16 protein-coding genes are annotated in these 19661 nt (G+C 68.2%); 15 read left to right on the top strand and 1 reads right to left on the bottom strand.

The window, feature by feature from the left end:
• Nucleotides 1-17: 17 nt before the first annotated feature.
• The 5 genes from BWR19_08135 to BWR19_08155 all read left to right on the top strand — a co-directional run bounded on the left by BWR19_08135 (nt 18) and on the right by BWR19_08155 (nt 7774).
• A complete protein-coding gene (locus BWR19_08135; protein APX92900.1) occupies nt 18-1889 on the top strand; it encodes a hypothetical protein in 1872 nt (623 codons plus the stop codon).
• 3 nt (nt 1890-1892) lie between these two features.
• On the top strand, nt 1893-4043 hold the full coding sequence (locus tag BWR19_08140; GenBank protein APX92901.1) for a peptidase M50: 2151 nt from the start codon (nt 1893-1895) through the stop codon (nt 4041-4043).
• Between the two features lie 12 nt (nt 4044-4055).
• Nucleotides 4056-6014 carry a preprotein translocase subunit SecA gene (locus BWR19_08145; GenBank protein APX92902.1) on the top strand — a complete coding sequence of 653 codons (1959 nt, stop codon included), beginning with the start codon at nt 4056-4058 and terminating at the stop codon, nt 6012-6014.
• Complete coding sequence (locus BWR19_08150; GenBank protein APX92903.1) at nt 6014-6769, top strand: efflux transporter periplasmic adaptor subunit; 756 nt, start codon at nt 6014-6016, stop codon at nt 6767-6769. The genes BWR19_08145 and BWR19_08150 overlap by 1 nt, the downstream gene beginning before the upstream one ends.
• A gap of 264 nt (nt 6770-7033) precedes the next feature.
• Nucleotides 7034-7774, top strand: a complete 741-nt coding sequence (locus BWR19_08155; protein APX92904.1) for a hypothetical protein — start codon at nt 7034-7036, stop codon at nt 7772-7774.
• Between the two features lie 78 nt (nt 7775-7852).
• Here BWR19_08155 and BWR19_08160 read toward each other — a convergent pair whose 3' ends face one another.
• The gene (locus BWR19_08160) at nt 7853-8878 is read right to left on the bottom strand and encodes a GntR family transcriptional regulator (GenBank protein APX92905.1); all 1026 of its coding nucleotides are present in this window, start codon (nt 8876-8878) and stop codon (nt 7853-7855) included.
• Nucleotides 8879-9272: 394 nt separating this feature from the next.
• Here BWR19_08160 and BWR19_08165 point away from each other — a divergent pair, with 394 nt between their 5' ends.
• From BWR19_08165 to BWR19_08210, 10 genes are all read left to right on the top strand, one after another.
• Nucleotides 9273-10160 carry a 3-hydroxyisobutyrate dehydrogenase gene (locus BWR19_08165; GenBank protein ID APX94952.1) on the top strand — a complete coding sequence of 296 codons (888 nt, stop codon included), beginning with the start codon at nt 9273-9275 and terminating at the stop codon, nt 10158-10160.
• Nucleotides 10157-11458, top strand: a complete 1302-nt coding sequence (locus BWR19_08170; GenBank protein ID APX92906.1) for a hypothetical protein — start codon at nt 10157-10159, stop codon at nt 11456-11458. Before BWR19_08165 ends, BWR19_08170 begins: the two co-directional genes overlap by 4 nt.
• Entirely contained in the window at nt 11455-12114 is a 660-nt protein-coding gene (locus tag BWR19_08175; GenBank protein ID APX92907.1) for an aldolase, read from the top strand. Before BWR19_08170 ends, BWR19_08175 begins: the two co-directional genes overlap by 4 nt.
• A 24-nt stretch (nt 12115-12138) precedes the next feature.
• Nucleotides 12139-12936 carry a hydroxypyruvate isomerase gene (locus BWR19_08180; protein APX92908.1) on the top strand — a complete coding sequence of 266 codons (798 nt, stop codon included), beginning with the start codon at nt 12139-12141 and terminating at the stop codon, nt 12934-12936.
• A gap of 56 nt (nt 12937-12992) precedes the next feature.
• Nucleotides 12993-13955, top strand: coding sequence for an NAD-dependent epimerase (locus BWR19_08185; GenBank protein APX92909.1), 963 nt, complete (start codon nt 12993-12995; stop codon nt 13953-13955).
• Between the two features lie 355 nt (nt 13956-14310).
• On the top strand, nt 14311-15318 hold the full coding sequence (locus tag BWR19_08190) for a C4-dicarboxylate ABC transporter substrate-binding protein (GenBank protein ID APX92910.1): 1008 nt from the start codon (nt 14311-14313) through the stop codon (nt 15316-15318).
• A gap of 51 nt (nt 15319-15369) precedes the next feature.
• Nucleotides 15370-15957, top strand: coding sequence for a TRAP transporter small permease protein (locus BWR19_08195; GenBank protein ID APX92911.1), 588 nt, complete (start codon nt 15370-15372; stop codon nt 15955-15957).
• Nucleotides 15954-17231 carry a C4-dicarboxylate ABC transporter permease gene (locus BWR19_08200; GenBank protein APX92912.1) on the top strand — a complete coding sequence of 426 codons (1278 nt, stop codon included), beginning with the start codon at nt 15954-15956 and terminating at the stop codon, nt 17229-17231. Before BWR19_08195 ends, BWR19_08200 begins: the two co-directional genes overlap by 4 nt.
• Before the next feature lie 30 nt (nt 17232-17261).
• The gene (locus BWR19_08205) at nt 17262-18704 is read left to right on the top strand and encodes an aldehyde dehydrogenase (protein APX92913.1); all 1443 of its coding nucleotides are present in this window, start codon (nt 17262-17264) and stop codon (nt 18702-18704) included.
• 87 nt (nt 18705-18791) lie between these two features.
• The gene (locus tag BWR19_08210; GenBank protein APX92914.1) at nt 18792-19658 is read left to right on the top strand and encodes a 2-hydroxy-3-oxopropionate reductase; all 867 of its coding nucleotides are present in this window, start codon (nt 18792-18794) and stop codon (nt 19656-19658) included.
• Nucleotides 19659-19661: the final 3 nt, after the last annotated feature.

The raw sequence follows: 19661 nt of genomic DNA on the forward strand, positions 1-19661 counted from the left end.
GAGTGCCTGGAGCGCCGATGCAGCTAGACGATCAGGCAACACGTGCCATTCAGGCCTGGCACGCCCAGGCAGAGAGCGCCCAGGCGTGGCTTGCCCGCCACTGCGCCTCGGCGCCGCAGCCGGAAGGCGCGCGACTCACGGAGGGCGTGGTGCTGTGGCGCCAGGCGGACGACTGGCTACCGGTGGCGCTATGGCCGAGCGGTGGGCAGGGGCAGGCCCTGCTGGGATTGGCTGATGACGTGCGCCAGGCGGGCCGCGGGTTGATTAGCCAGCTCGATGACACGCACCTGGGCATCGGCTACCCGGTGCGTGATCCGGCGCATGACGTGGACGACGAACAGGGCGCAGGGGCGCTGGTCGGTGCCGTGGCGCTTCGCGTTGCACTACCCGTCTCGCTGCTGCATGACGACCAGCGCGCCCAGGCCGCGCTGATGCCGCTGATGCAGCGCCTCGAGGAGGGCGTGGCGGTGCTCGAGCGCGACCTGGTCCAGCGCAGCCATCGCGATACCCAACGTCGCCAGCAGGCGCTGTCCCGGCAGCTCGAACTGTTGGCTGCGGTGCTCGCCGAGAACCGCTTCAAGGCGGCCGGCATGCAGCTGGTGACGCGCCTCGCAACCCAGTTCGGCGCCGAGCGGGTGACCCTGGGCTGGCGCCGTGGTACGCGCTGTCGGGTGGTGCAGATATCCCATAGCGCCCAGTTCAATCGCAAGATGAACCGCATTCGTGCCACTGAGCTGGCCATGAATGAGTGCCTCGATCAGCGCGCCAGCGTCGCCGTGCCGCCCCCTGAGGAGGCCGCCGACCACGCCCAGCGGGTCAGCCGTGCGCACCGCCAACTGCTGGAAATGACTGGCCTGGCCAGCGTGTTGACGCTGCCCTGTCTCAACGACGGCAAGCCGCTTGGTGCGGTCACGCTGGAGCGTGAAGAGGCGTTTCGCGCCGAGGAGATCGTCGCCCTGGAGAGCCTGATGGCGCTGTGCACCCGGGCACTGGAGGAGAAGCGCTTGAACGACCGGCCGCTGCCGGTCAAGGCCGCCGTGGCGGTCGGCCAGCAGTGCGCGCGGCTAGTCGGCCCCGGCTATCTCGGTTACAAGCTCACGGCGATCGTGCTGGGCTCGGCGGCGGCCTTCGCCAGCCTGGCCACCGGGCCGGAGCGGGTCGCCGCCGACGCGACGCTGGAGAGTCTCGAGCAGCAGGTACTGGCGGCGCCGTTCCGCGGCTATATCGATGCCGCGCTGGTGCGTCCCGGGGATACCGTCGAGATGGGCGGCGTGCTGGCCGAGATGGACACCCGTGAGCTGGTGCTCGAGCAGCTGCAGTGGCAGAGCGAGCTGGCCAAGCTGGCACGTCAGGAGCAGCAGCAGCGTGCCGCCGGCGAGCGCGCCGCCGTCAATGTGATCGGTGCCCAGCAGGACCAAGCTCAGGCGCGCCTGGAACTGGTCGAATCACGGCTCGAGCGCGCTTCGCTGCAGGCGCCATTTGCCGGGCGGGTGATCAGTGGCGACCTCACCCAGCGGCTCGGCGGCGTGGTCGAGCAGGGCGAGGAGCTGTTCCGGCTCTCACCGCTGGACGCCTACCGCATCGAGCTCGAGGTTCCCGAGGGGCGCATCGATGCGCTGCGCGAAGGGCAGCAGGGCGAGCTGGTGCTGGCGGCGATGACCGGTGAACGCTTTGCCTTCGAGGTGGAACGCCTGACGCCGCAGACCCGCAGCGTCGACGGCAGCAGCCGTTTCGTGGTCGAAGCCAGCCTGGAGAGCGACGACCGCGAACTGCGGCCCGGCATGCAGGGGGTGGGCAGGATCGAGGTCGGGGAGGCCCGGCTGATCAGCATCTGGACGCGGGAGCTGGTCGACTGGCTGCGGCTGACGCTATGGCGCTGGTGGGGATAGGGCATGGCCGGACCGCTCTTCAGCCAGCAGTGGCATCGGGTCGCCGACCTGCGCCTGCGGCTGCGTCAGCACACCAGCCTGCACCGCCACGAATACCGCGGCGAACCCTGGTATGTGCTCTACGACAACATCACCGGCCAGGTGCACCGCTTCACCCCGGAAGCCTACCAGATCATTGGGCGCCTGGACGGGCATCGCACCCTGCGCGACATCTGGGAGCAGGTCAGTCACTCGCTGGGCGATGCCATGCCCACCCAGCACGAGCTGGTGCAACTGATCGGCCGCCTGCACGGTGCCAACGTGCTGGCCGGCGACGGCGAGGTGGATATCGACGAGCTGGCACGCCGGCAGACCCGGCAGCGTCGCAACAAGTGGCTGCAGATGGTGCGCTCGCCGCTGGGTATTCGCATTCCGCTGTTCGACCCGGAGCGCTTGGTGGCGGCCACCTACCCGCTGGTCAGACCCTTGATCAGCCCGCTCGGCGGGGTGCTGTGGCTGATCACGGTCGCCGCTGCCCTGTTGCTTGCCGCGATGCACTGGTCGGCGCTGACCGACAACCTGGCCGACCGTGTGCTGAGTGCCGGCAACCTGCTGCTGCTGGCGCTGATCTATCCGCTGATCAAGGCGATCCACGAGTTGGGCCACGCCTGGACCACCAAGGATGCCGGCGGCGAAGTGCACGAGATCGGCATCATGCTGCTGGTGTTCTTCCCGGTGCCCTATGTCGATGCCAGCGCGGCGGCGGCCTGCCCCGACAAGTCGCGGCGTATGCTGGTGGGGGCCGCGGGCATCCTGGTGGAGGTGTTCCTGGCGGCGCTGGCGATGTTCGTATGGGCCATGGCCGAGCCCGGCATGCTGCGCGCCCTGGCCTTCAACGTGATGCTGATCGCCGGGGTCTCGACGCTGCTGTTCAACGGCAATCCGCTGCTGCGTTTCGATGCCTACTACGTGCTGGCCGACTACCTCGAGATTCCCAACCTGTTCAACCGCGCCAACCAGCAGGTCACCTACCTGGTCAAGCGCTACCTGCTTGGTCGCCGCGAGGTCACCAGCCAGGCCGAGTCGCGGCGCGAGAGCGCCTGGCTGGTGAGCTATGCGCTGGCCTCGTTCGCCTATCGTCTGGTGATCATGGTGTTCATCGCGGTGTTCGTCGCCACGCGCTATCTGTTCGTGGGGATCCTGCTGGCCATCTGGTCGATCTCCATGACCCTGCTGCTGCCTCTACTCAAGATGTTCAAGACCATGATTGCCGATGACGCCCTGGAAGGATCGCGTGGCAAGGCCTGGGGATGGCTGCTGACCGCGCTGACGACGCTGGCGGTGCTGCTGTTTGCGGTGCCGGTGCCCTACGCCACCAACGTTCACGGGGTGGTGGATACTGCCACCCCCAATCAGCTCCGCCTGGGTGCCAGCGGTGAACTCAGCGTGCGACACGTCGACAACGGCGACGAAGTTCAGCGCGGCGAGCGGCTGATGGAGCTGGCTGCGCCTGAATTACGCACCGAGGTGGCCCTGCTCGAGGCACAGCGACGCGAGACCCTCGAGCAGCTCACCGCCAGCGTCGGCGATGCTGGCGAGCTGGCGATCCTGCGCGAGACCCTGGCGCTGGTCGAGCGGCAGCTGGATGATGCCGAGCAGCGGGTCGATGCCACCCGGGTGGTCAGTCCTCGGGATGGCCTGCTGCTGATGCCCGAGGGTGAACCGCCGCTGGGCACCTACCTCGAGCGCGGTGCCGAGGTCGGCGCAGTGGTGCGCCCCGAGGACCTGCGCATCCGGGCACTGCTGCCGACGCACCGCGCCGAGACCGTGCGTCGCGATGCCGAGTCGGTGGCGCTGCGGCTACCGGGCAGCGACGAGGTGCTGGCCTCGCGGCTGCAGTGGGTATCCCCGAGCTCCTCCTATGACGTGCCCAGCGAGGTACTCACCCATGACGGCGGCGGCCAGGTCGCCCTCGACCCCCAGGCCGAACAGCCGCTCACCGCCTTTCGGCGTCACTACCTGGCCGACTTCAGCGCCGCGACTCTGGTCGAGCATGTGGCGATGCCGTCGCTGGGCAGCCGCGTCCACGTACGCATCGAACATCCCGCCGAGCCGCTGGGGTACCGCCTGTGGCGAGGCCTGCGGCGTGCCTTCCTGAGGCTGTTCGATGTCTGAGGAGCTGGTCCCATGGCGCTGGTGAAGCTGCCCGGTGACGTCATCGCGCGCCCCGAACGGCATATTCAGCCGCCGGGCGCGCTGGAGCCGGCCTGGCAGCGGGTCAGCGCGCGACTGGCGCTGCCCGGCTGGCTGAGGCTGCTGGCGCGCCGCGCCGTGCTGCCGCTGATTCACCGCTATGCTCGGCGCCTGCGCGACCTCGACGAGACGGCGCTCGACGCCTATCGCGATGACCTGCGTCGCCGCCTGCTGGCCGCCGGGCTCTCGCCGCGGCGCACCCTCGAGGCCTTTGCCGTGGTGCGCGAAGTGGCCTGGCGCGAGCTAGGCATGGCGCATCATGATGTCCAGCTGCTTGGCGGACTGACTCTGCTGGCTGGCCAGGTGGCAGAGATGCACACCGGCGAGGGCAAGACCCTTACCGCGACCCTGCCGGCGGCGACCGCGGCGCTGGCCGGCATCCCGGTGCACGTGGTCACCGTCAACGACTACCTGGCCGCCCGTGACGCCGAGTCGATGCGCCCGGTGTATGCCGCGCTGGGCTTGAGCGTCGGCGTGATCGTCCATGACATGCGCCCCGACCAGCGGCGCGATGCCTATGCCGCCGACGTGGTCTACTGCACCAACAAGGAGCTGTTGTTCGATTACCTGCGCGACACCCAGCAGCTGGGGCGCGACCGCCACCCGCTGATGGCCCATGCCGCCAGGCTCGAAGGGCGCCTCGACCACCGTCGCCTGCTGCTGCGCGGCCTGCATTACGCCATCGTCGACGAGGCCGACAGCGTGATGCTCGACGAGGCGGGCACGCCGCTGATCCTGTCCGGTCCGGCGCCCCAGGATGCCCTCGACGTCGCGCTGCTCGATGAGCTCCTGGCGCTGGCCGGGGACTTCGAGGATGGGCGCGACTTCGTCCGCGAGCAGGGCGGTATTCACCTTACCGAAGACGGCCGTCGGCGCCTCGAGCAGCAGGCCGAGGCGCTTCTCGCCGGGCGCGGTGCCAGCAGCGGCTGGCTGGGGCAGTCACGCCGTGAATGGCTGCTGCAGCAGGCACTGGTGGCCCGCTACCATTTCCAGCGTGACCACCACTATCTGGTGCGCGAGGGCAAGGTGCAGATCATCGATGAGCATACCGGGCGGGTGATGGCCGACCGCAGCTGGGAGAAGGGGCTGCAGCAGATGATCGAGCGCCTCGAGGGCTGCGAGCCGAGTGACCCCAACGCCACCCTGGCGCGGCTTACCTACCAGCGCTTCTTTCGCCGCTACCAGCACCTCGCCGGGATGACCGGCACCGCCCACGAAGTCCGCCATGAGCTGTGGCGAACCTATCGCCTCAGGGTGGTGCCGATTCCCCCGCACCGGCCCAGCCGGCGGCGCTGGTTGGGGCACACCTGCGTCGACAGCGTAAGCGAGAAATGGCAGCGCGTCGCGGCTCACGCCCGGCGGCGTGCCGAGGCTGGACAGCCGGTGCTGATTGCCACCGTGACCCTCGGCGAGTCGGAGGCGCTGAGCAGCGAACTGCACCAGCAGGGGCTCGGGCATACCGTGCTCAACGCCCGCCAGGATGCCGAGGAGGCGGCGGTGGTGGCCAGCGCCGGCGTGTCCGGCGCGATCACCGTGGCGACCAGCATGGCGGGGCGCGGGACGGACATTGCCTTGGACGCCGCGGCCAAGGCGGCCGGCGGCCTGCACGTGATCATTGCCGGCCACCACGATGCCGCGCGGGTCGACCGCCAGATCGCCGGGCGTTGCGCTCGCCAAGGGGACCCGGGTAGCGTCGAGTTCATCGTGTGTGCTGAGGAGGCTCTGCTCGACGAGCTGGACGAGCGCTGGCAGCCGCGCTCGGGGCGGCTGGTGAGACGGCTACGACGTGCCCAGGCGCGCCGCGAAGCGCGCCACGCCAGGTCGCGGGCGCGCTTGACGCGCAATGACTGGCGCGAAGACGATCTGCTGGGATTCAGCGGAAAAGGCGAATGATGCGAGGAGCCGACCAGGTGAAAGCAACGCACAGCTATCTCAAATACTCGATCTTGTCATTGGCGGCGCTCGCCGCCGCGCCGGTGGCGCATGCCGAATCTCTGGGGGTGGAGGACGTCAGCTGCCTGGTAGAGCCCGGGCGCCTGGCCATCCTCTCCAGTCAGCTACCCGGCGTGATCGACGAGATTCAGGTCGCCCCCGGCGACAGCGTCAGCCGAGGCGATACGCTGTTCACCCTCAAGCGCGAGGTGGAACAGGCCAGCCGCAGCCTGGAAGTGGCGCGCGCCGAATATGCCGGGCGGCGCCTGCAGCGCAACCAGCGCATGATCGAGCAGGGCATGCTCAGCGACAGCGAGGCCGACGAACTCAACACCGACCTGCGCGTGGCTCGCCTGCAGGGCGAGCTGGCGGCGGCTCAGCTCGATCAGCGCACCAGCCAGGCCCCCTTCGATGGCGTCATCACCCAGCAGCACGCGGAGCAGGGGGAGTATATCGACGCCACCCCGGTGCTCGAGCTGGCACAGCTCGACCCGCTGAAGATCGAGGCAGTGCTGCCGCTGGTGGCCTACGGCTCGGTGGCGGTGGGGGACGTCTACGAGGTGGCGCTGGCAAGCCCAGTGGAGCGGCGGGTCAGCGCAGAAGTCTCGCGGGTCGACAGTATCATCGATGCGTCCAGCGGAACCTTTGTGATCGAGCTACGCCTCGACAACCCGGACGGCGAGATTCCTGCCGGCATCAACTGCCAGCTGTCGTAACCTTCTATTCAGTACTCAAGACGCCCGGGCAATGCTGATGCTTGGGGCGATGGTCCGAGCAACGGATTTCTGGGTCTAGGCGCTTGCGTGCCCGGCCTAACGCTCGATCTGGCCCAGCGTTGCGTATGTTGACCAACGCACAGAACGTCTGTTGCTTACCGTCTAGGCTCAGCCTACAAGTGGCCAGGCAATGCACCTCCCTCTATGGGAGTTTTTGCCAGGAAGAGGTCAGGCCAAGGTAAGTCATTGACGAAGGAGTTGAAAATGAAAAGGACAGCACTTTCTATTGCCATCGGTGCCCTGAGCATCGGGCTTTCCCAAGGCGTTCTGGCTCAGGATGACGACGCCAATCAGGACTCACAGGACCAGGCAGCCGAGGTTCGCGTCGAGGGCGAGCCGGCCGATGTCGAGGTCGAGCAGGCGCCGGCCGACATTCAAGTCGAGCAGCAGGCGCCGGATGTGACCGTCGAGCAGCAGGCCCCGGACGTCACCATCGAACAGGCCGATCCCGACGTAAGCGTCGAACAGGCGGATCCCAACGTCACCGTCGAGGAGACCGGCGAAGCCAACGTCGAGGTTGAGCGCGCCGAAGAGGCTGAGGCCGAAATGCGTGATCCTAATGACGAGGATCAAGCGCAGCAAGATTCCGACCAGGCTTCTCAGGATCAGGACGCTGAAAGCAGCGAGCTGATGAACAGAAGGGTCAGCGAGCTGGAAAGCTATACCGTCTATAGCCGGGAAGACGACGAAGAGATTGGTGACGTCAAGCGCGTGGTTCGCGACACCCAGAGTAACGATATCTACGTCGTGATTTCTAGGGGTGGTTTCCTGGGTTTCGGCGCCGATGAGATGGGTTACAGATTGGATGACTTAGCGCTGCGCGGCGATGAAGAACTTGAGGTTCGCTCGGCTGACGACGGTGTATCCGGCGACTATGGTAGCGACCAGTACGAGGATCTCGACGGCGACAGCACTGTCCTCGAGTCCAGGCAGCGCAATGACTGAACATGGCATTTAACGGTTCGATCCATCGCTAGATTTAGCGGTCCGGTGATGATTAACGCGGCTACGGCCGCGTTTTTTTTATGCGCTGTCGCCGATCAGCAGCGTGAAGCCGACATCCTTTTGCCGCGCCACGCGCTCGCCGGCCAGCTGCGCCAACAGTTGCTCTGCCGCCAGCTGCCCCATACGGTGCCGCGGCGAGCGGATGGTGGTGAGCCGCGGCGTGACGAACTGGCCCAGCGGCAGGCCGTTGAAGCCGACGATGGCGATGTCCTTGGGTACGCCGAGGCCGAGGCGCTGGGCATGGAGCAGAGCGCCGGTGGCCAGGTCATCGTTGGCGAAGTGGATGGCATCGGCGCGGGGATGCGACGCGAGTACCTGATCGAGGGCCGTGGCACCTACCTCCAGGTTTCCCAGACGCTCCAGGTCGAGTAGCGGCGCCGCCAGTCCCGCCTCCTCGAGCACCTCGCGGTGGCCTGAGTAGCGCATGCCGGCGCGGTAGTCCTCGGCCATTCGCCCCCCCACGTAGACGATCTCGCGATGACCGCGCGCCAGCAGGTGGTGGGCCATGCAGCGCCCGGCCGCGACGTGGTCCAGGCCGACATTGAGATCCAGCGCCTCGCCCAGCTCCATCATCTCCATGACCGGCTTGTCCCCCTGGCGCAGCAGGGCGCGGCAGGCGTCGCTGTGGCGCAGCCCGGCGGTGACCAGTGCCGAGCAGGACCAGCCCAGGAAGGTGCGCACCAGCTGGGCCTCGCGGTCGAGATCGTAGTCGGTGTTGCCGAGCAGGATCTGGTAGCCCTCGGCCTCGAAGGTCTCCTGCAGCCCCTGGATGACCTCGATGAACACCGCGTTGGACAGCGACGGCACGATCACCGCGATGAACCGCGAGCTGGCCGAGGCCAGACTGCCGGCCACCAGGTTGGGCACATAGCCGAGCCGCTCCACGGTGGCGAGGATATGCCGACGAGTCTCGGCATTGACGCGCTCCGGCGTATTCAGCGCCCTGGATACCGTGATCGCCGAGACGCCGGCCGCTGCGGCGACCTGGCTCAGGGTGGTGCGCGCCGAACCGCGTCGTCGGCGTGGGGGAGATGAGGTAGACATTGGTCGTGTCCTTGCAAACCCGTCTTGCTGATGGCGGTTGGCTCTACTAAAAAGGATGTTAGCGCTAACATGATAGCGCTAGCAGCAACGCTCGCTTGGCAGACCTAGAGCAGCAGCACCGCTCGGGACTGACCCGGCGGCAGGCCGAAGTGGAGTTGCCTCTTAGCGAGGAACGCCGGGGGCAGGTCGAAGAGGAGGTTTGCGCCATGGATGGCGCAAGGTAGCGCCCAGGGATGGGTTCACAGCGCCTCCTCGTAGGCCTGCCGACGGATAAGTTTCGAGCGGTGCTGCTATCAGCGACCTTACCGGGCATCCCAAGGAGATCAGAGTGAGCCACAGCAGCCCCCATATACATCCACACGTCGGCGTCGTCGGCGTCGTCGGCCTCGGCGCCATGGGCATGGGCACGGCGCGGGCGCTTCACGAGCGGGGCCTGACGGTGACCGGCTGCGACGTCTCGGCGGATGCCCGGGACGCCTTCGTGGCCCACGGCGGCAGCAGCGTGGCGTCACCGGCGGAGCTGGCCGGCTGTGACGTCGTGGTGCTGCTGGTGGTCAACGGCGAGCAGGTCGAGCAGGTGCTGTTCGGCGAGCAGGGTCTGGTCGGCCAACTGGCGCCGGGCAGCCTGGTCGTCCAGTGTGCCACCGTGGCGCCCAGCCAGGCCCGCGGCCTCGGCGAGCGGCTGGCCGGCGCCGGGCTTGCGATGCTTGATGCGCCGGTCAGCGGCGGGGCAGCCAAGGCGCGCAGCGGTGATCTCTCGGTGATGGCGTCTGGCGATGCCGTCGCCTTCGACAAGGCTCAGCCGGTGCTCGACGCCATGGCCGCTACCGTCTACCGGCTGGGCGACGAGCCCGGCGTCGGCTCGAGCATGAAGCTGGTCAACCAGCTGCTCGCCGGGGTGCATATCGCCACCGCCGCCGAGGCCATGGCACTGGGCATCCGCATGGGCCTCGACCCGGACACCGTATACGACGTCATCACCCACTCGGCGGGCAACTCCTGGATGTTCGAGAACCGCGTGCCGCATATTCTCGAGGGCGACTATACGCCGCTCTCCGCCGTGGACATCTTCGTCAAGGATCTCAATATCGTGCATCAGACCGGCCGCGAGCTGGCCATGCCCACCCCGGTGGCGGCCAGCGCCCTGCAGCAGTTCACCGCCGCCAAGGGCGCCGGCTTCGGCCGCGAGGATGACTCGGCGGTGATCAAGGTCTATCAGCGCCTGTCGGGCATTGACCTGCCCCAGGCGGCCAACGATGCCGACGCCGGAGGTGACCCATGAGCCTGGTACTGGGTGCCATCGCCGACGACTTCACCGGTGCCACCGATCTCGCCAACAACCTGGTGCGCGCCGGCATGCGCTGCGTGCAGCTGATCGGCGTGCCCGACGATGAGCTGGCGCTGGGCGAGGTCGATGCGGTGGTGGTAGCGCTCAAGTCGCGCTCCTGCCCGGCGCAGGACGCGGTGGCCGACTCCCTGGCGGCGCTGGAGTGGCTCGCGGCCCGCGGCGCGCGGCAGATCTTCTTCAAGTACTGTTCCACCTTCGACTCCACCGACGCCGGCAATATCGGCCCGGTGGCCGATGCACTGCTGGAGCGGTTGGGCGGTGGCCAGACCGTGATGGTGCCGGCCTTTCCCGTCAACGGCCGCAGCGTCTACCAGGGCCACCTGTTCGTCGGCGACCGGCTGCTCAACGACAGCGGCATGCAGCACCACCCGCTCAACCCCATGACCGATGCCGACCTGGTCAGGGTGCTGGGGCGCCAGACGCCTCACCCGGTGGGCCTGGCCGCCCGGCCGGTGCTGGCCCGCGGCGGTGACGCGACCCGTGCGCATCTCGACGCCCTGGCGGCGGATGGCATACGCCACGTGATCTGCGACAGCCTCGACGAGCACGACCTCGAGGTGCTGGCCGAGGCGGTGGTCGACTTGCCGCTGGTCACCGGCGGCTCCGGCCTCGGCCAGGCGCTGCCGGCCGAGTATCGGCGCCGCGGCTGGCTGGCCGAGGTGGCCGAGCCGGGTCGCCTTGCGCAGTCATCAGGCAGCGCCCTGGTGCTCTCGGGCAGCTGCTCGCGAGCGACGCTGGGCCAAGTGGCCGCGTTCCTCGCGCATCACCCCGGCATGGCCCTCGACCCGCTGCAGCTCGCCGAAGGCGGGGCGCATCTCGACGCCGCCCTGGCCTTTGCCCGTGAGCACCTCGCCAGCGGCGGCCCGGTACTGGTCTATGCCTCCGCCGACCCCGAACGGGTCAAGGCCGCCCAGCAGGCGCTGGGCGTGGCCCGCGCCGGCGAGCTGGTGGAGCAGGCCCTGGGCCAGCTGGCCGGCACCCTGGTCGAGGAAGGCGTCGGGCGCCTGGTGGTGGCCGGCGGCGAGAGCTCCGGGGCGGTGGTCTCGGCACTGGGCATTCGCCAGCTGCGCATCGGCGGCCAGATCGACCCCGGCGTGCCCTGGACCCAGGCGCCGCGTCAGGGTCAAGCGCCGCTGTCGCTGGCGCTCAAGTCGGGCAACTTCGGCGGCGAGGACTTCTTTACCCGCGCCTTCACGGTGCTGGATGAGCTGACCGGGGAGGGCAGAGCATGAGCAGTGGCAACGCCTCCCGCCAGGAAAACCAGCTGCGCGAGCAGATCGCCACCCTCGGCCAGTCGCTGTTCGACCGCGGCCTGACCATGGGTTCCAGCGGCAATATCAGCGTGCGTCTCGACGACGGCGGCTGGCTGATGACGCCGACCAACGCCTGCCTGGGACGCCTCGATCCGGCGTGTATCTCGCGCCTTGATGGCCAGGGGCAATGGCTCGACGGCGACAAGCCGACCAAGGAGCACTTCTTGCACATGGCGATGTACGCCGAACGCCCGCGCTCCGGGGCCATCGTGCACCTTCACTCGACTCACTCGGTGGCGGTCTCCTGCCTGCCGGACATCGACCCCTGCGACTGCATACCGCCGCTAACCGCCTACTATGTGATGAGGGTCGGCCGCCTGCCGCTGGTGCCCTACCACGTGCCCGGCGACCCGACCCTGGGCGACGCGGTGCGCGGCCTGGCCGGCCAGCACAGCGCGGTGCTGCTGGCCAACCACGGGCCGGTGGTGGCCGGCAAGAACCTCGAAGCGGCGGTCTACGCCACCGAGGAGCTGGAAGAGACCGCCAAGCTGTTCCTGCTGCTGCGCGGCGAAAATCCGCGGGCCCTGACGCCGGAGCAGGTCGCCGAGCTCGAGGCGCGCTTCCCGCGTGATTGATGTGAACCAAACTGGATACCCACGATGATTCGACTGGCCGCCAACCTCAGCATGCTGTTCAACGAGCACGACTTCCTCGACCGTTTTGCGGCGGCCGCCCAGGCGGGCTTCCGTGGGGTCGAGTACCTGTTCCCCTACGAGCATGCCCCCGACACTCTGCGCGGCTTGCTTGACGAGCATGGCCTCGAGCAGGTGCTGTTCAACCTGCCGCCGGGGGACTGGGCGGCCGGCGAGCGCGGCCTGGCGAGCCTGCCGGGGCGCGAAGGGGAGTTCCGCGACTCCGTTGGCGAGGCGCTGCGCTACGCCGAGGCGCTCGACTGCCCGCGGGTGCACGCCATGGCCGGGCTGCTGCCCGCCGATGCCGACGACGCGGCCCACGCCGCCCATCACGCCACCTATATCAGTAACCTGCGCTTCGCCGCCCGCGAGGCCGCCAAGTCAGGCCGCGAGCTGCTCATCGAGCCGATCAACACCCGCGACATGCCGGGCTTCTTCCTGTCCCGCCAGGCCCAGGCCATGGCGGTGCTGGAAGAGGTCGGCGAGCCCAACCTGCGACTGCAGTTCGACCTCTATCACTGCCAGATCATGGACGGCGACCTGACGCGCCATCTCGAGCGGCAGTTCGCCGCCATTGGCCACGTGCAGATCGCCGGCGTGCCGGAGCGCCATGAGCCCGACGTCGGCGAGGTGCACTACCCGTCGCTGTTCGAGCGCCTCGAGGCGCTGGGCTACGCTGGCTGGATCGGCTGCGAGTATCGTCCGGCCGGCGACACTCGCCGCGGCCTGGGCTGGGGGCGCGAGTACGGGCTGCTCCCCGGCTGAGGTAGTGCCGCGACACCACAACCACGGATTTCAAGAACAAGAGGACGCCACTCTCCATGCATATTCTGATCACCGGCGCCGCCGGCTTTCTCGGCCAGCGCCTGCTGCACCGCCTGATCGACCGCGGCGAGCTGTGCGGTCAAGCGATCAGCCGCTTCACGCTGGTCGACCAGGGTGAGGCCGCCGTGCCCCAGGCAGCGGGCATCGAATTCGACAACCGGGCGCTGGATATCACCGCCCCCGGCGCCTGGGACAGCGTGCTCGACGGCCGCCCCGACGTCATCTACCACCTGGCGGCGGTGGTGAGTTCCGCCGCCGAGGCAGATCTCGACCTCGGCATGGCGGTGAACTTCGACGCCACCCGGGCACTGCTGGAAGGCTGCCGCGCCCGTGAGCTGAGCGCCACGCGGCTGGTGATGGCAAGCTCAGTGGCCGCCTACGGCGGCGACCTGCCCGAGACCCTCGACGACATGACCGCGCTGCAGCCGCAGAACTCCTACGGCGCCCAGAAGGCGATGTGCGAGCTGCTGATCAACGACTATAGCCGCCGCGGCCTGGTCGACGGCCGCGTGCTGCGCCTGCCGACCATCGTGATCCGCCCCGGGCGGCCCAACGCCGCGGCGTCGAGCTTCGCCTCGAGCATCCTGCGCGAGCCGTTGAACGGCGAGGAGGCAATCTGCCCGGTGCCGCGCGAGCAGCCGCTGTTCGTGATGTCGCCAGGCAAGGTGATCGAGGCGCTGGTGCACGGCGCCGAGGTCGACGGCGACGCGCTGGGCAAGTTCCGCGCTTTCATGCTGCCGGGGATCACGGTCACGGTCGCCGAGATGCTCGAGGCGCTGGGCCAAGCCGCTGGCGACGAGGCCGTGGCCCGGGTGCGCCATGAGCCCGACCCGCGCATCGCGGCGATCATCGCCAGCTGGCCGGCGCGCTTCGATACCGCCAAGGCCGACCGCTTGGGCTTCGCCGGCGACGACGATTTCAAGCAGATCATCGATGCGTTCATATCGGAGCAGCAGTGAAGCAAAACTGCGAAAAATTCATGGCTGATAACGCCAGTAGAGCCATGGCACAGCGAGGAACGCCGGGGGCAGGCTTTCGAGGAGGTTTCGATGCCATGGGTGAGGAGCACTGCTCCGAACGGGTTGGCCATGGATGGCCAGCCCCGGTCCTGCAAGCGGAGCAGGATGCGAGAGCGCAGCAGGGCATCGGTAGCGCCCAGGGAGGGTTTACAGCGCCTCCTCGAGAGCCTGCCGACGGAACAGTTCCGAGCGCTGGCAGCCCAGCGCGTTAGTAGCCCAGAGCAAGCGACGCACCTGATGCGTCATCAATGGCACGGCGCCAAGCGCCGTATCGACAACAATAGAGGAATGCCACATGACAACACGCCTAGCTCGTCGTCCCCTGGTCACCGCCATCGGCGGTGCCGTTTCACTGACCCTGGCCGGCATGGCTCTGCAGGCCCAGGCCGCTACCGAGATCAGCCTCGGCCACACGCTCTCCTCCACCTCCCACTATGCGGTGGGCGCCCAGGCCTTCAAGGAGACCCTGGAGGAACTCTCCGACGGCGCCTTCACCGTCACCGAACACAGCTCCGGCTCACTGGGCGGTGAGCGCGAGATGATCGAGGGCTTGCAGATCGGCACCGTGGACATCGTCATCACCTCCACCGGGCCGCTCGGCAACTTCGTGCCCGAGACCTACGTGCTCGACCTGCCGTTCCTGTTCGAGGACTACGACCAGGCGCGCTGCGTGCTCGACAGCGAGCTCGGCGACGAGCTGCTGACCAAGATGAGCGACCATGACCTGGTCGGCCTGGCCTGGTCGGAGAACGGCTTCCGTCACATGACCAACAGCCGCCGCGAGATCAGCTCGCCGGCCGATGCCGACGGCCTGCGGGTGCGCACCATGGAGAACGAGGTCCACCAGGAAGCGTTCCGCCAGATGGGCGCCCGGCCCACCCCGATGGCCTTCCCCGAGCTGTTCACCGCCCTGCAGCAGGGCACCGTGGATGGCCAGGAGAACCCCATCACGGTGATCGTGGCCACCAACTTCTGGGAAGTGCAGGACTACCTGTCGCTGACCGGCCACGTCTATTCGCCCTCCGCGGTGCTCGGCTCGCCGATCCTGCTCGACGGCTTGAGCGACGAGGAGCGCGAGTGGTTCCACGAGGCTGCCCGCGCCTCCGCCGAGGCGACTCGCGGAGAAGTCTCGCGCCTCGAGGAGGAGGGTGTCGCGCTGCTCGAAGAGAACGGCATGACGGTCAAGACCGACATCGACATCGGCCCCTTCCAGGAAGCCGTGGCGCCGGCCTACGAGATCTTCACCGCCGAGCACGGTAGCGAGATGCTCGACCGGATCCAGGAAAAAGCTGCCAGCTGCTGATGGCCTTAGCCCCCGGCGCATGCCGGGGGTCTCTCTGCACAGGGTGACGTTATGCTCACTGCGTTTTTGCGCGTCGAGCACCAGTTGACGCGTCTGGCGATGGCCATCGCCATCGTCATGCTGGTGATCTCGGTGACGCTCAGTTTCTATCAGGTACTGACCCGCTTCGTGTTCAACGCCCCCTCGACCTGGACCGAGGTGGCCTCGCGGGCGTCGATGATCTGGTGCGTGTTCATGGCCGCCGCGGCCACTTTCCGCGGCGGCTACATGATGGCCGTGGAGGCGATCTACAAGGTCATACCCGAGCGCTTTGCGCTATGGCTGGAGACGGCCATCGTGCTGTGCTGCCTGCTGGTGCTGGGGGTGCTGATCTACTTCGGTATCCTGATGACCGGTCGCGTCGGCAACCAGACCATGTCAGGCATGAACATTCCCATGTCCTACGCCTACGCGGCGATTCCCACCGGGTCGGCGTTCGCCATCGTCGCGGTGCTGGCGCGGCTGTTCGCCCAGCTCAGCGGGCGCGAAGCGGTCGGCCCCGACAACAGCGAGGTCAGCCCCGAGGTCGAGCTGCAGCAGGTGCAGCAGGCCCAGCAGGATATCGCCAAGGATGACGCAAGCGGGGGGCCGCGCCCATGAACCTGGTCATCGGACTCTCGCTGCTGATTTTGTTCGCCTTCGGCGTGCCGATCGCCATCTCGATCATGCTGGCGTCGATCATCGGCATCGAATTCTTCACCCGGCTGCCGCTACTGCTGGTGCCGCAGCAGATGTTCATCGGCATCGACAAATTCCCGCTGATGGCCATCCCGTTCTTCATCCTGGCCGGCAACCTGATGGCCGCCGGGGGGATCTCCCAGCGTCTGGTCGACCTGGCCAAGTCGATCGTCGGCCAGGTCCAGGGCGGGCTGGCGATGTCCTGCGTGCTGACCTGCATGATGTTCGCCGCGGTGTCCGGCTCCAGCGTGGCGACCACCTTCGCCATCGGCGCGATCCTGATCCCGGCGATGGTCAAGCACGGCTACCCCAAGCCGCTGGCGGCCTCGATCCAGGCCTCCTCGGCGGAGCTCGGGGTGCTGATTCCGCCGTCGATCCCGCTGATCCTCTACGGGGTCAGCACCGATACCTCGATCGGCCAGCTGTTCCTGGCCGGCGTGGGGCCGGGCTTCCTGATCGGCGGGGCGCTGATTCTGTTCCTCTACCTGTTCTGCAAGGCGCGCGGCTTCGGCAAGGAGGATTACAAGGACAGCACCGGCTTCGTCACCTCCTTCCAGCGCGCCTGGGCGGCGATGTTGATGCCGGTGGTGGTGATCGGCGGCATCTACGGCGGCGTGTTCACGCCCACCGAGGCCTCGGCGGTGGCGGTGTTCTACGCGCTGATCGTGGGTGGCTTCTACTATCGCGAACTGAAGCTCGCCGATATGGTGCCGATCCTGCGCCAGAGCGTGATCTCCACCGCGGCGGTGATGCTGATCATCGCCGCCGCCTCGCTGTTCAGCTTCCTGCTCAGCCGCATCGGCCTGCCGGCGCAGATCGCCAATGCGGTGACCGCGGCCATCGACAACCCGCTGATGTTCCTGCTGGTGGTCAATGCGCTGCTGCTGGTGGTGGGCATGTTCATCGAGACCTCGGCGGCGATCCTGGTGCTGGCGCCGATCCTTACCCCGATCGCCATGCAGTTCGGCATCCACCCGGTGCACTTCGGGCTGGTGATGGTGGTCAACCTGGCGCTGGGCATGATCACCCCGCCGCTCGGCGTCAACCTGTTCGCCGCTTGCGCGGTGGCCAAGATCTCGATCGATCAGATGCTGCCGTGGCTGCTGCGTTTCGTGCTGGTGGTGCTGGCCTGCCTGATGCTGATCACCTACCTGCCGTGGATCTCCATGGGCCTGGTCAATCTGGTATATGGATAAAGGAGAAGAACCATGATGGAGAGCCCTGCAATGCCGCCCCAGGCGGCGCTGATCGGCGGCGAATGGCAGGCCACCGCCGCCACCCTGGATATGGAGGCCCCGGCCAGCGGCCGGGTCACCACCCGCATTGCGCGCTGCCAGGCGGCGGAAGTGGATGCGGCGGTGAGTGCCGCGCGCCGTGCCTTCGATGGGGAGCTCGGCGACTGGGCGCGCTGGAGTACCCGCGAGCGCGGCGCCTGGCTGCTGGCCATGGCCGCGGCCATCGAGGCCGACCACGCCCATCTGGCGGCGCTGGAGTGCCTCGACACCGGCAAGCCGCTGACCCAGGCGCGTGCCGACATCAGCGCCTGCGCGCGCTATTTCCGCTTCTACGGTGGCGGCGCCGACAAGCTCCACGGCGAGACCATCCCCTATGAGACCGGCTTCACGGTGATGACCCTGCGCGAGCCCTACGGCGTGTGTGCCCAGATCATCCCCTGGAACTACCCGGCGCAGATCTTCGGCCGCTGCGTAGCGGCGGCGCTGGCCACCGGCAACACGGTGGTGCTCAAGCCCGCCGAGGACGCTTGCCTGAGCGTGCTACGCCTGGCCGAGCTGGCCACCCAGCTCGGCCTGCCCGCCGGGGTGCTCAACGTGGTGCCGGGGCTGGGTCGCGAGGCCGGCGCCGCGCTGGCCGCGCATCCGGGCATCGATCATCTCTCCTTTACCGGCTCGCCGGAGACCGGCACCCAGGTGGCCCAGGCGGCGGCGGTGCACCATGTGCCGGTGACCCTGGAGCTGGGCGGCAAGTCGCCGCAGATCGTGTTCGCCGATGCCGACCTCGACGCCGCCTTCGATACCGTGGTGCGCGGCATCATCCAGAACGCCGGCCAGACCTGTTCGGCGGGTAGCCGGCTGCTGGTCCAGCGTGAGATCGCCGAGGCCTTCACCGGACGCCTGGTGGAGCGCTTCGCAGCGCTGCGCTGCGACGCCGGCGAAGCCGATGCCGACTGCGGGCCGCTGATCAACGCCCGCCAGAAGTCGCGGCTCGAGGCGCGCCTGGCCGCCGCCGAGGCCGACGGCATTCGCATCGCGGCACGTGGTAGGTTGGCCGAGGGCGCATCAGCGCAGGGCCACTTCGTGGTGCCGCAGCTGCTCACCGGGATCCCTGACGGCCACAGCGTGCTCAACGAGGAGCTGTTCGGCCCGGTGCTGGCGGTGCAGGTCTTCGACGACGAGGCTGAGGCGCTGCGCCTGGCCAACGCCACCGACTTCGGCCTGTGTGCCGGCGTCTGGACCCGCGACGGTGGGCGGCAGCTGCGCCTGGCGCGGGGCATCCGCAGCGGTCAGGTATTCGTCAACAACTACGGCGCCGGCGGCGGCATCGAGCTGCCCTTCGGCGGTGTGGGGCGCTCCGGCCACGGCCGCGAGAAGGGCTTCGAGGGCCTGCGCAGCTATACGCGCCTCAAGACGGTGGCGATCCAGCATGGCTGATATCCGTCGTTGTAATACGCCCCTTTTTATACCGTTATCTTACTGTGGAGGCCTGCAATGAACCACTCCCCTGAAGCGTCTGATCGAGTGTTGCGCATCGGCATGGTCGGCGTCGGGCTGATGGGCCACGGCATCGCCAGCAACCTGCTCAAGGCCGGGCATTCGCTGACCTTTCTCGACCACCCCGGCAACCAGCCGGTGGACGACCTGCGTGCGGCCGGCGCCGAGTCCCGCGCCAGCGCCCGCGAGGTGGCCGAAGGCGCCGAGCTGGTGCTGCTGTGCGTGACCGGCTCGCCGCAGGTCGAGGCGGTGCTGTTCGAGCCCGGCGGCGTGCTGGAGGGGCTGGCGCCCGGGGCGGTGGTGGTGGACTGCTCCACGGCGCTGCCCAGCGCCACGGCCAAGGTGGCCGAGCGGGTCGAGCAGGCCGGTGGCCGTTTCATGGACGCCGCCATGACCCGCACGCCCAAGGAGGCCGAGGAGGGCAGGCTTAACCTGATCGTCGGCGCGCCCCAGGCGCTGTTCGATGAGCTGCGTCCGGTACTGGCGTGCTTCGCCGAGAACATCGCCCACGCCGGCGACGTCAGCGCCGGTCATACGCTCAAGCTGCTGCACAACTTCGTCTCGCTGGGCTTCTCGGCGGTGCTCGCCGAGGCCGCGGCGGCCTCGCGGCGGGCCGGCATCGACGACGCGGCGCTGCTCGAGGTACTCGGCAAGGGCGGCGGCGGCGGAGTGGTGTTCGAGCGCCTGCGGCCGTTCATTGCCGACGGTGATTCCACTGGCTTTCGCTTCAGCGTCGCCAACGCCAGCAAGGATCTCGGCTACTACCACACCATGACCGACGAGCTTGGAGTCGAGCGTGGCGTTGCCGCAGCGGTGCACGCCCTCTACCAGAGCATCGACGACCCGGCGCTGACGGTGCCGGAGGTGATTGGCGAGCTCGAAAGGCGCCGCTAGTCG

The organism is Halomonas sp. 1513 (genome assembly GCA_001971685.1).
In the GTDB taxonomy this organism is placed as follows: domain Bacteria; phylum Pseudomonadota; class Gammaproteobacteria; order Pseudomonadales; family Halomonadaceae; genus Franzmannia.

Excerpts from the sequence above, each read along its gene's own strand:
- BWR19_08135 (APX92900.1), top strand. The coding sequence starts at position 18 with ATGCAGCTAGACGATCAGGCAACACGTGCCATTCAGGCCTGGCACGCC.
- BWR19_08140 (APX92901.1), top strand. The coding sequence starts at position 1,893 with ATGGCCGGACCGCTCTTCAGCCAGCAGTGGCATCGGGTCGCCGACCTG.
- BWR19_08145 (APX92902.1), top strand. The coding sequence starts at position 4,056 with ATGGCGCTGGTGAAGCTGCCCGGTGACGTCATCGCGCGCCCCGAACGG.
- BWR19_08150 (APX92903.1), top strand. The coding sequence starts at position 6,014 with ATGCGAGGAGCCGACCAGGTGAAAGCAACGCACAGCTATCTCAAATAC.
- BWR19_08155 (APX92904.1), top strand. The coding sequence starts at position 7,034 with ATGAAAAGGACAGCACTTTCTATTGCCATCGGTGCCCTGAGCATCGGG.
- BWR19_08160 (APX92905.1), bottom strand. The coding sequence starts at position 8,878 with ATGTCTACCTCATCTCCCCCACGCCGACGACGCGGTTCGGCGCGCACC.
- BWR19_08165 (APX94952.1), top strand. The coding sequence starts at position 9,273 with ATGGGCATGGGCACGGCGCGGGCGCTTCACGAGCGGGGCCTGACGGTG.
- BWR19_08170 (APX92906.1), top strand. The coding sequence starts at position 10,157 with ATGAGCCTGGTACTGGGTGCCATCGCCGACGACTTCACCGGTGCCACC.
- BWR19_08175 (APX92907.1), top strand. The coding sequence starts at position 11,455 with ATGAGCAGTGGCAACGCCTCCCGCCAGGAAAACCAGCTGCGCGAGCAG.
- BWR19_08180 (APX92908.1), top strand. The coding sequence starts at position 12,139 with ATGATTCGACTGGCCGCCAACCTCAGCATGCTGTTCAACGAGCACGAC.
- BWR19_08185 (APX92909.1), top strand. The coding sequence starts at position 12,993 with ATGCATATTCTGATCACCGGCGCCGCCGGCTTTCTCGGCCAGCGCCTG.
- BWR19_08190 (APX92910.1), top strand. The coding sequence starts at position 14,311 with ATGACAACACGCCTAGCTCGTCGTCCCCTGGTCACCGCCATCGGCGGT.
- BWR19_08195 (APX92911.1), top strand. The coding sequence starts at position 15,370 with ATGCTCACTGCGTTTTTGCGCGTCGAGCACCAGTTGACGCGTCTGGCG.
- BWR19_08200 (APX92912.1), top strand. The coding sequence starts at position 15,954 with ATGAACCTGGTCATCGGACTCTCGCTGCTGATTTTGTTCGCCTTCGGC.
- BWR19_08205 (APX92913.1), top strand. The coding sequence starts at position 17,262 with ATGCCGCCCCAGGCGGCGCTGATCGGCGGCGAATGGCAGGCCACCGCC.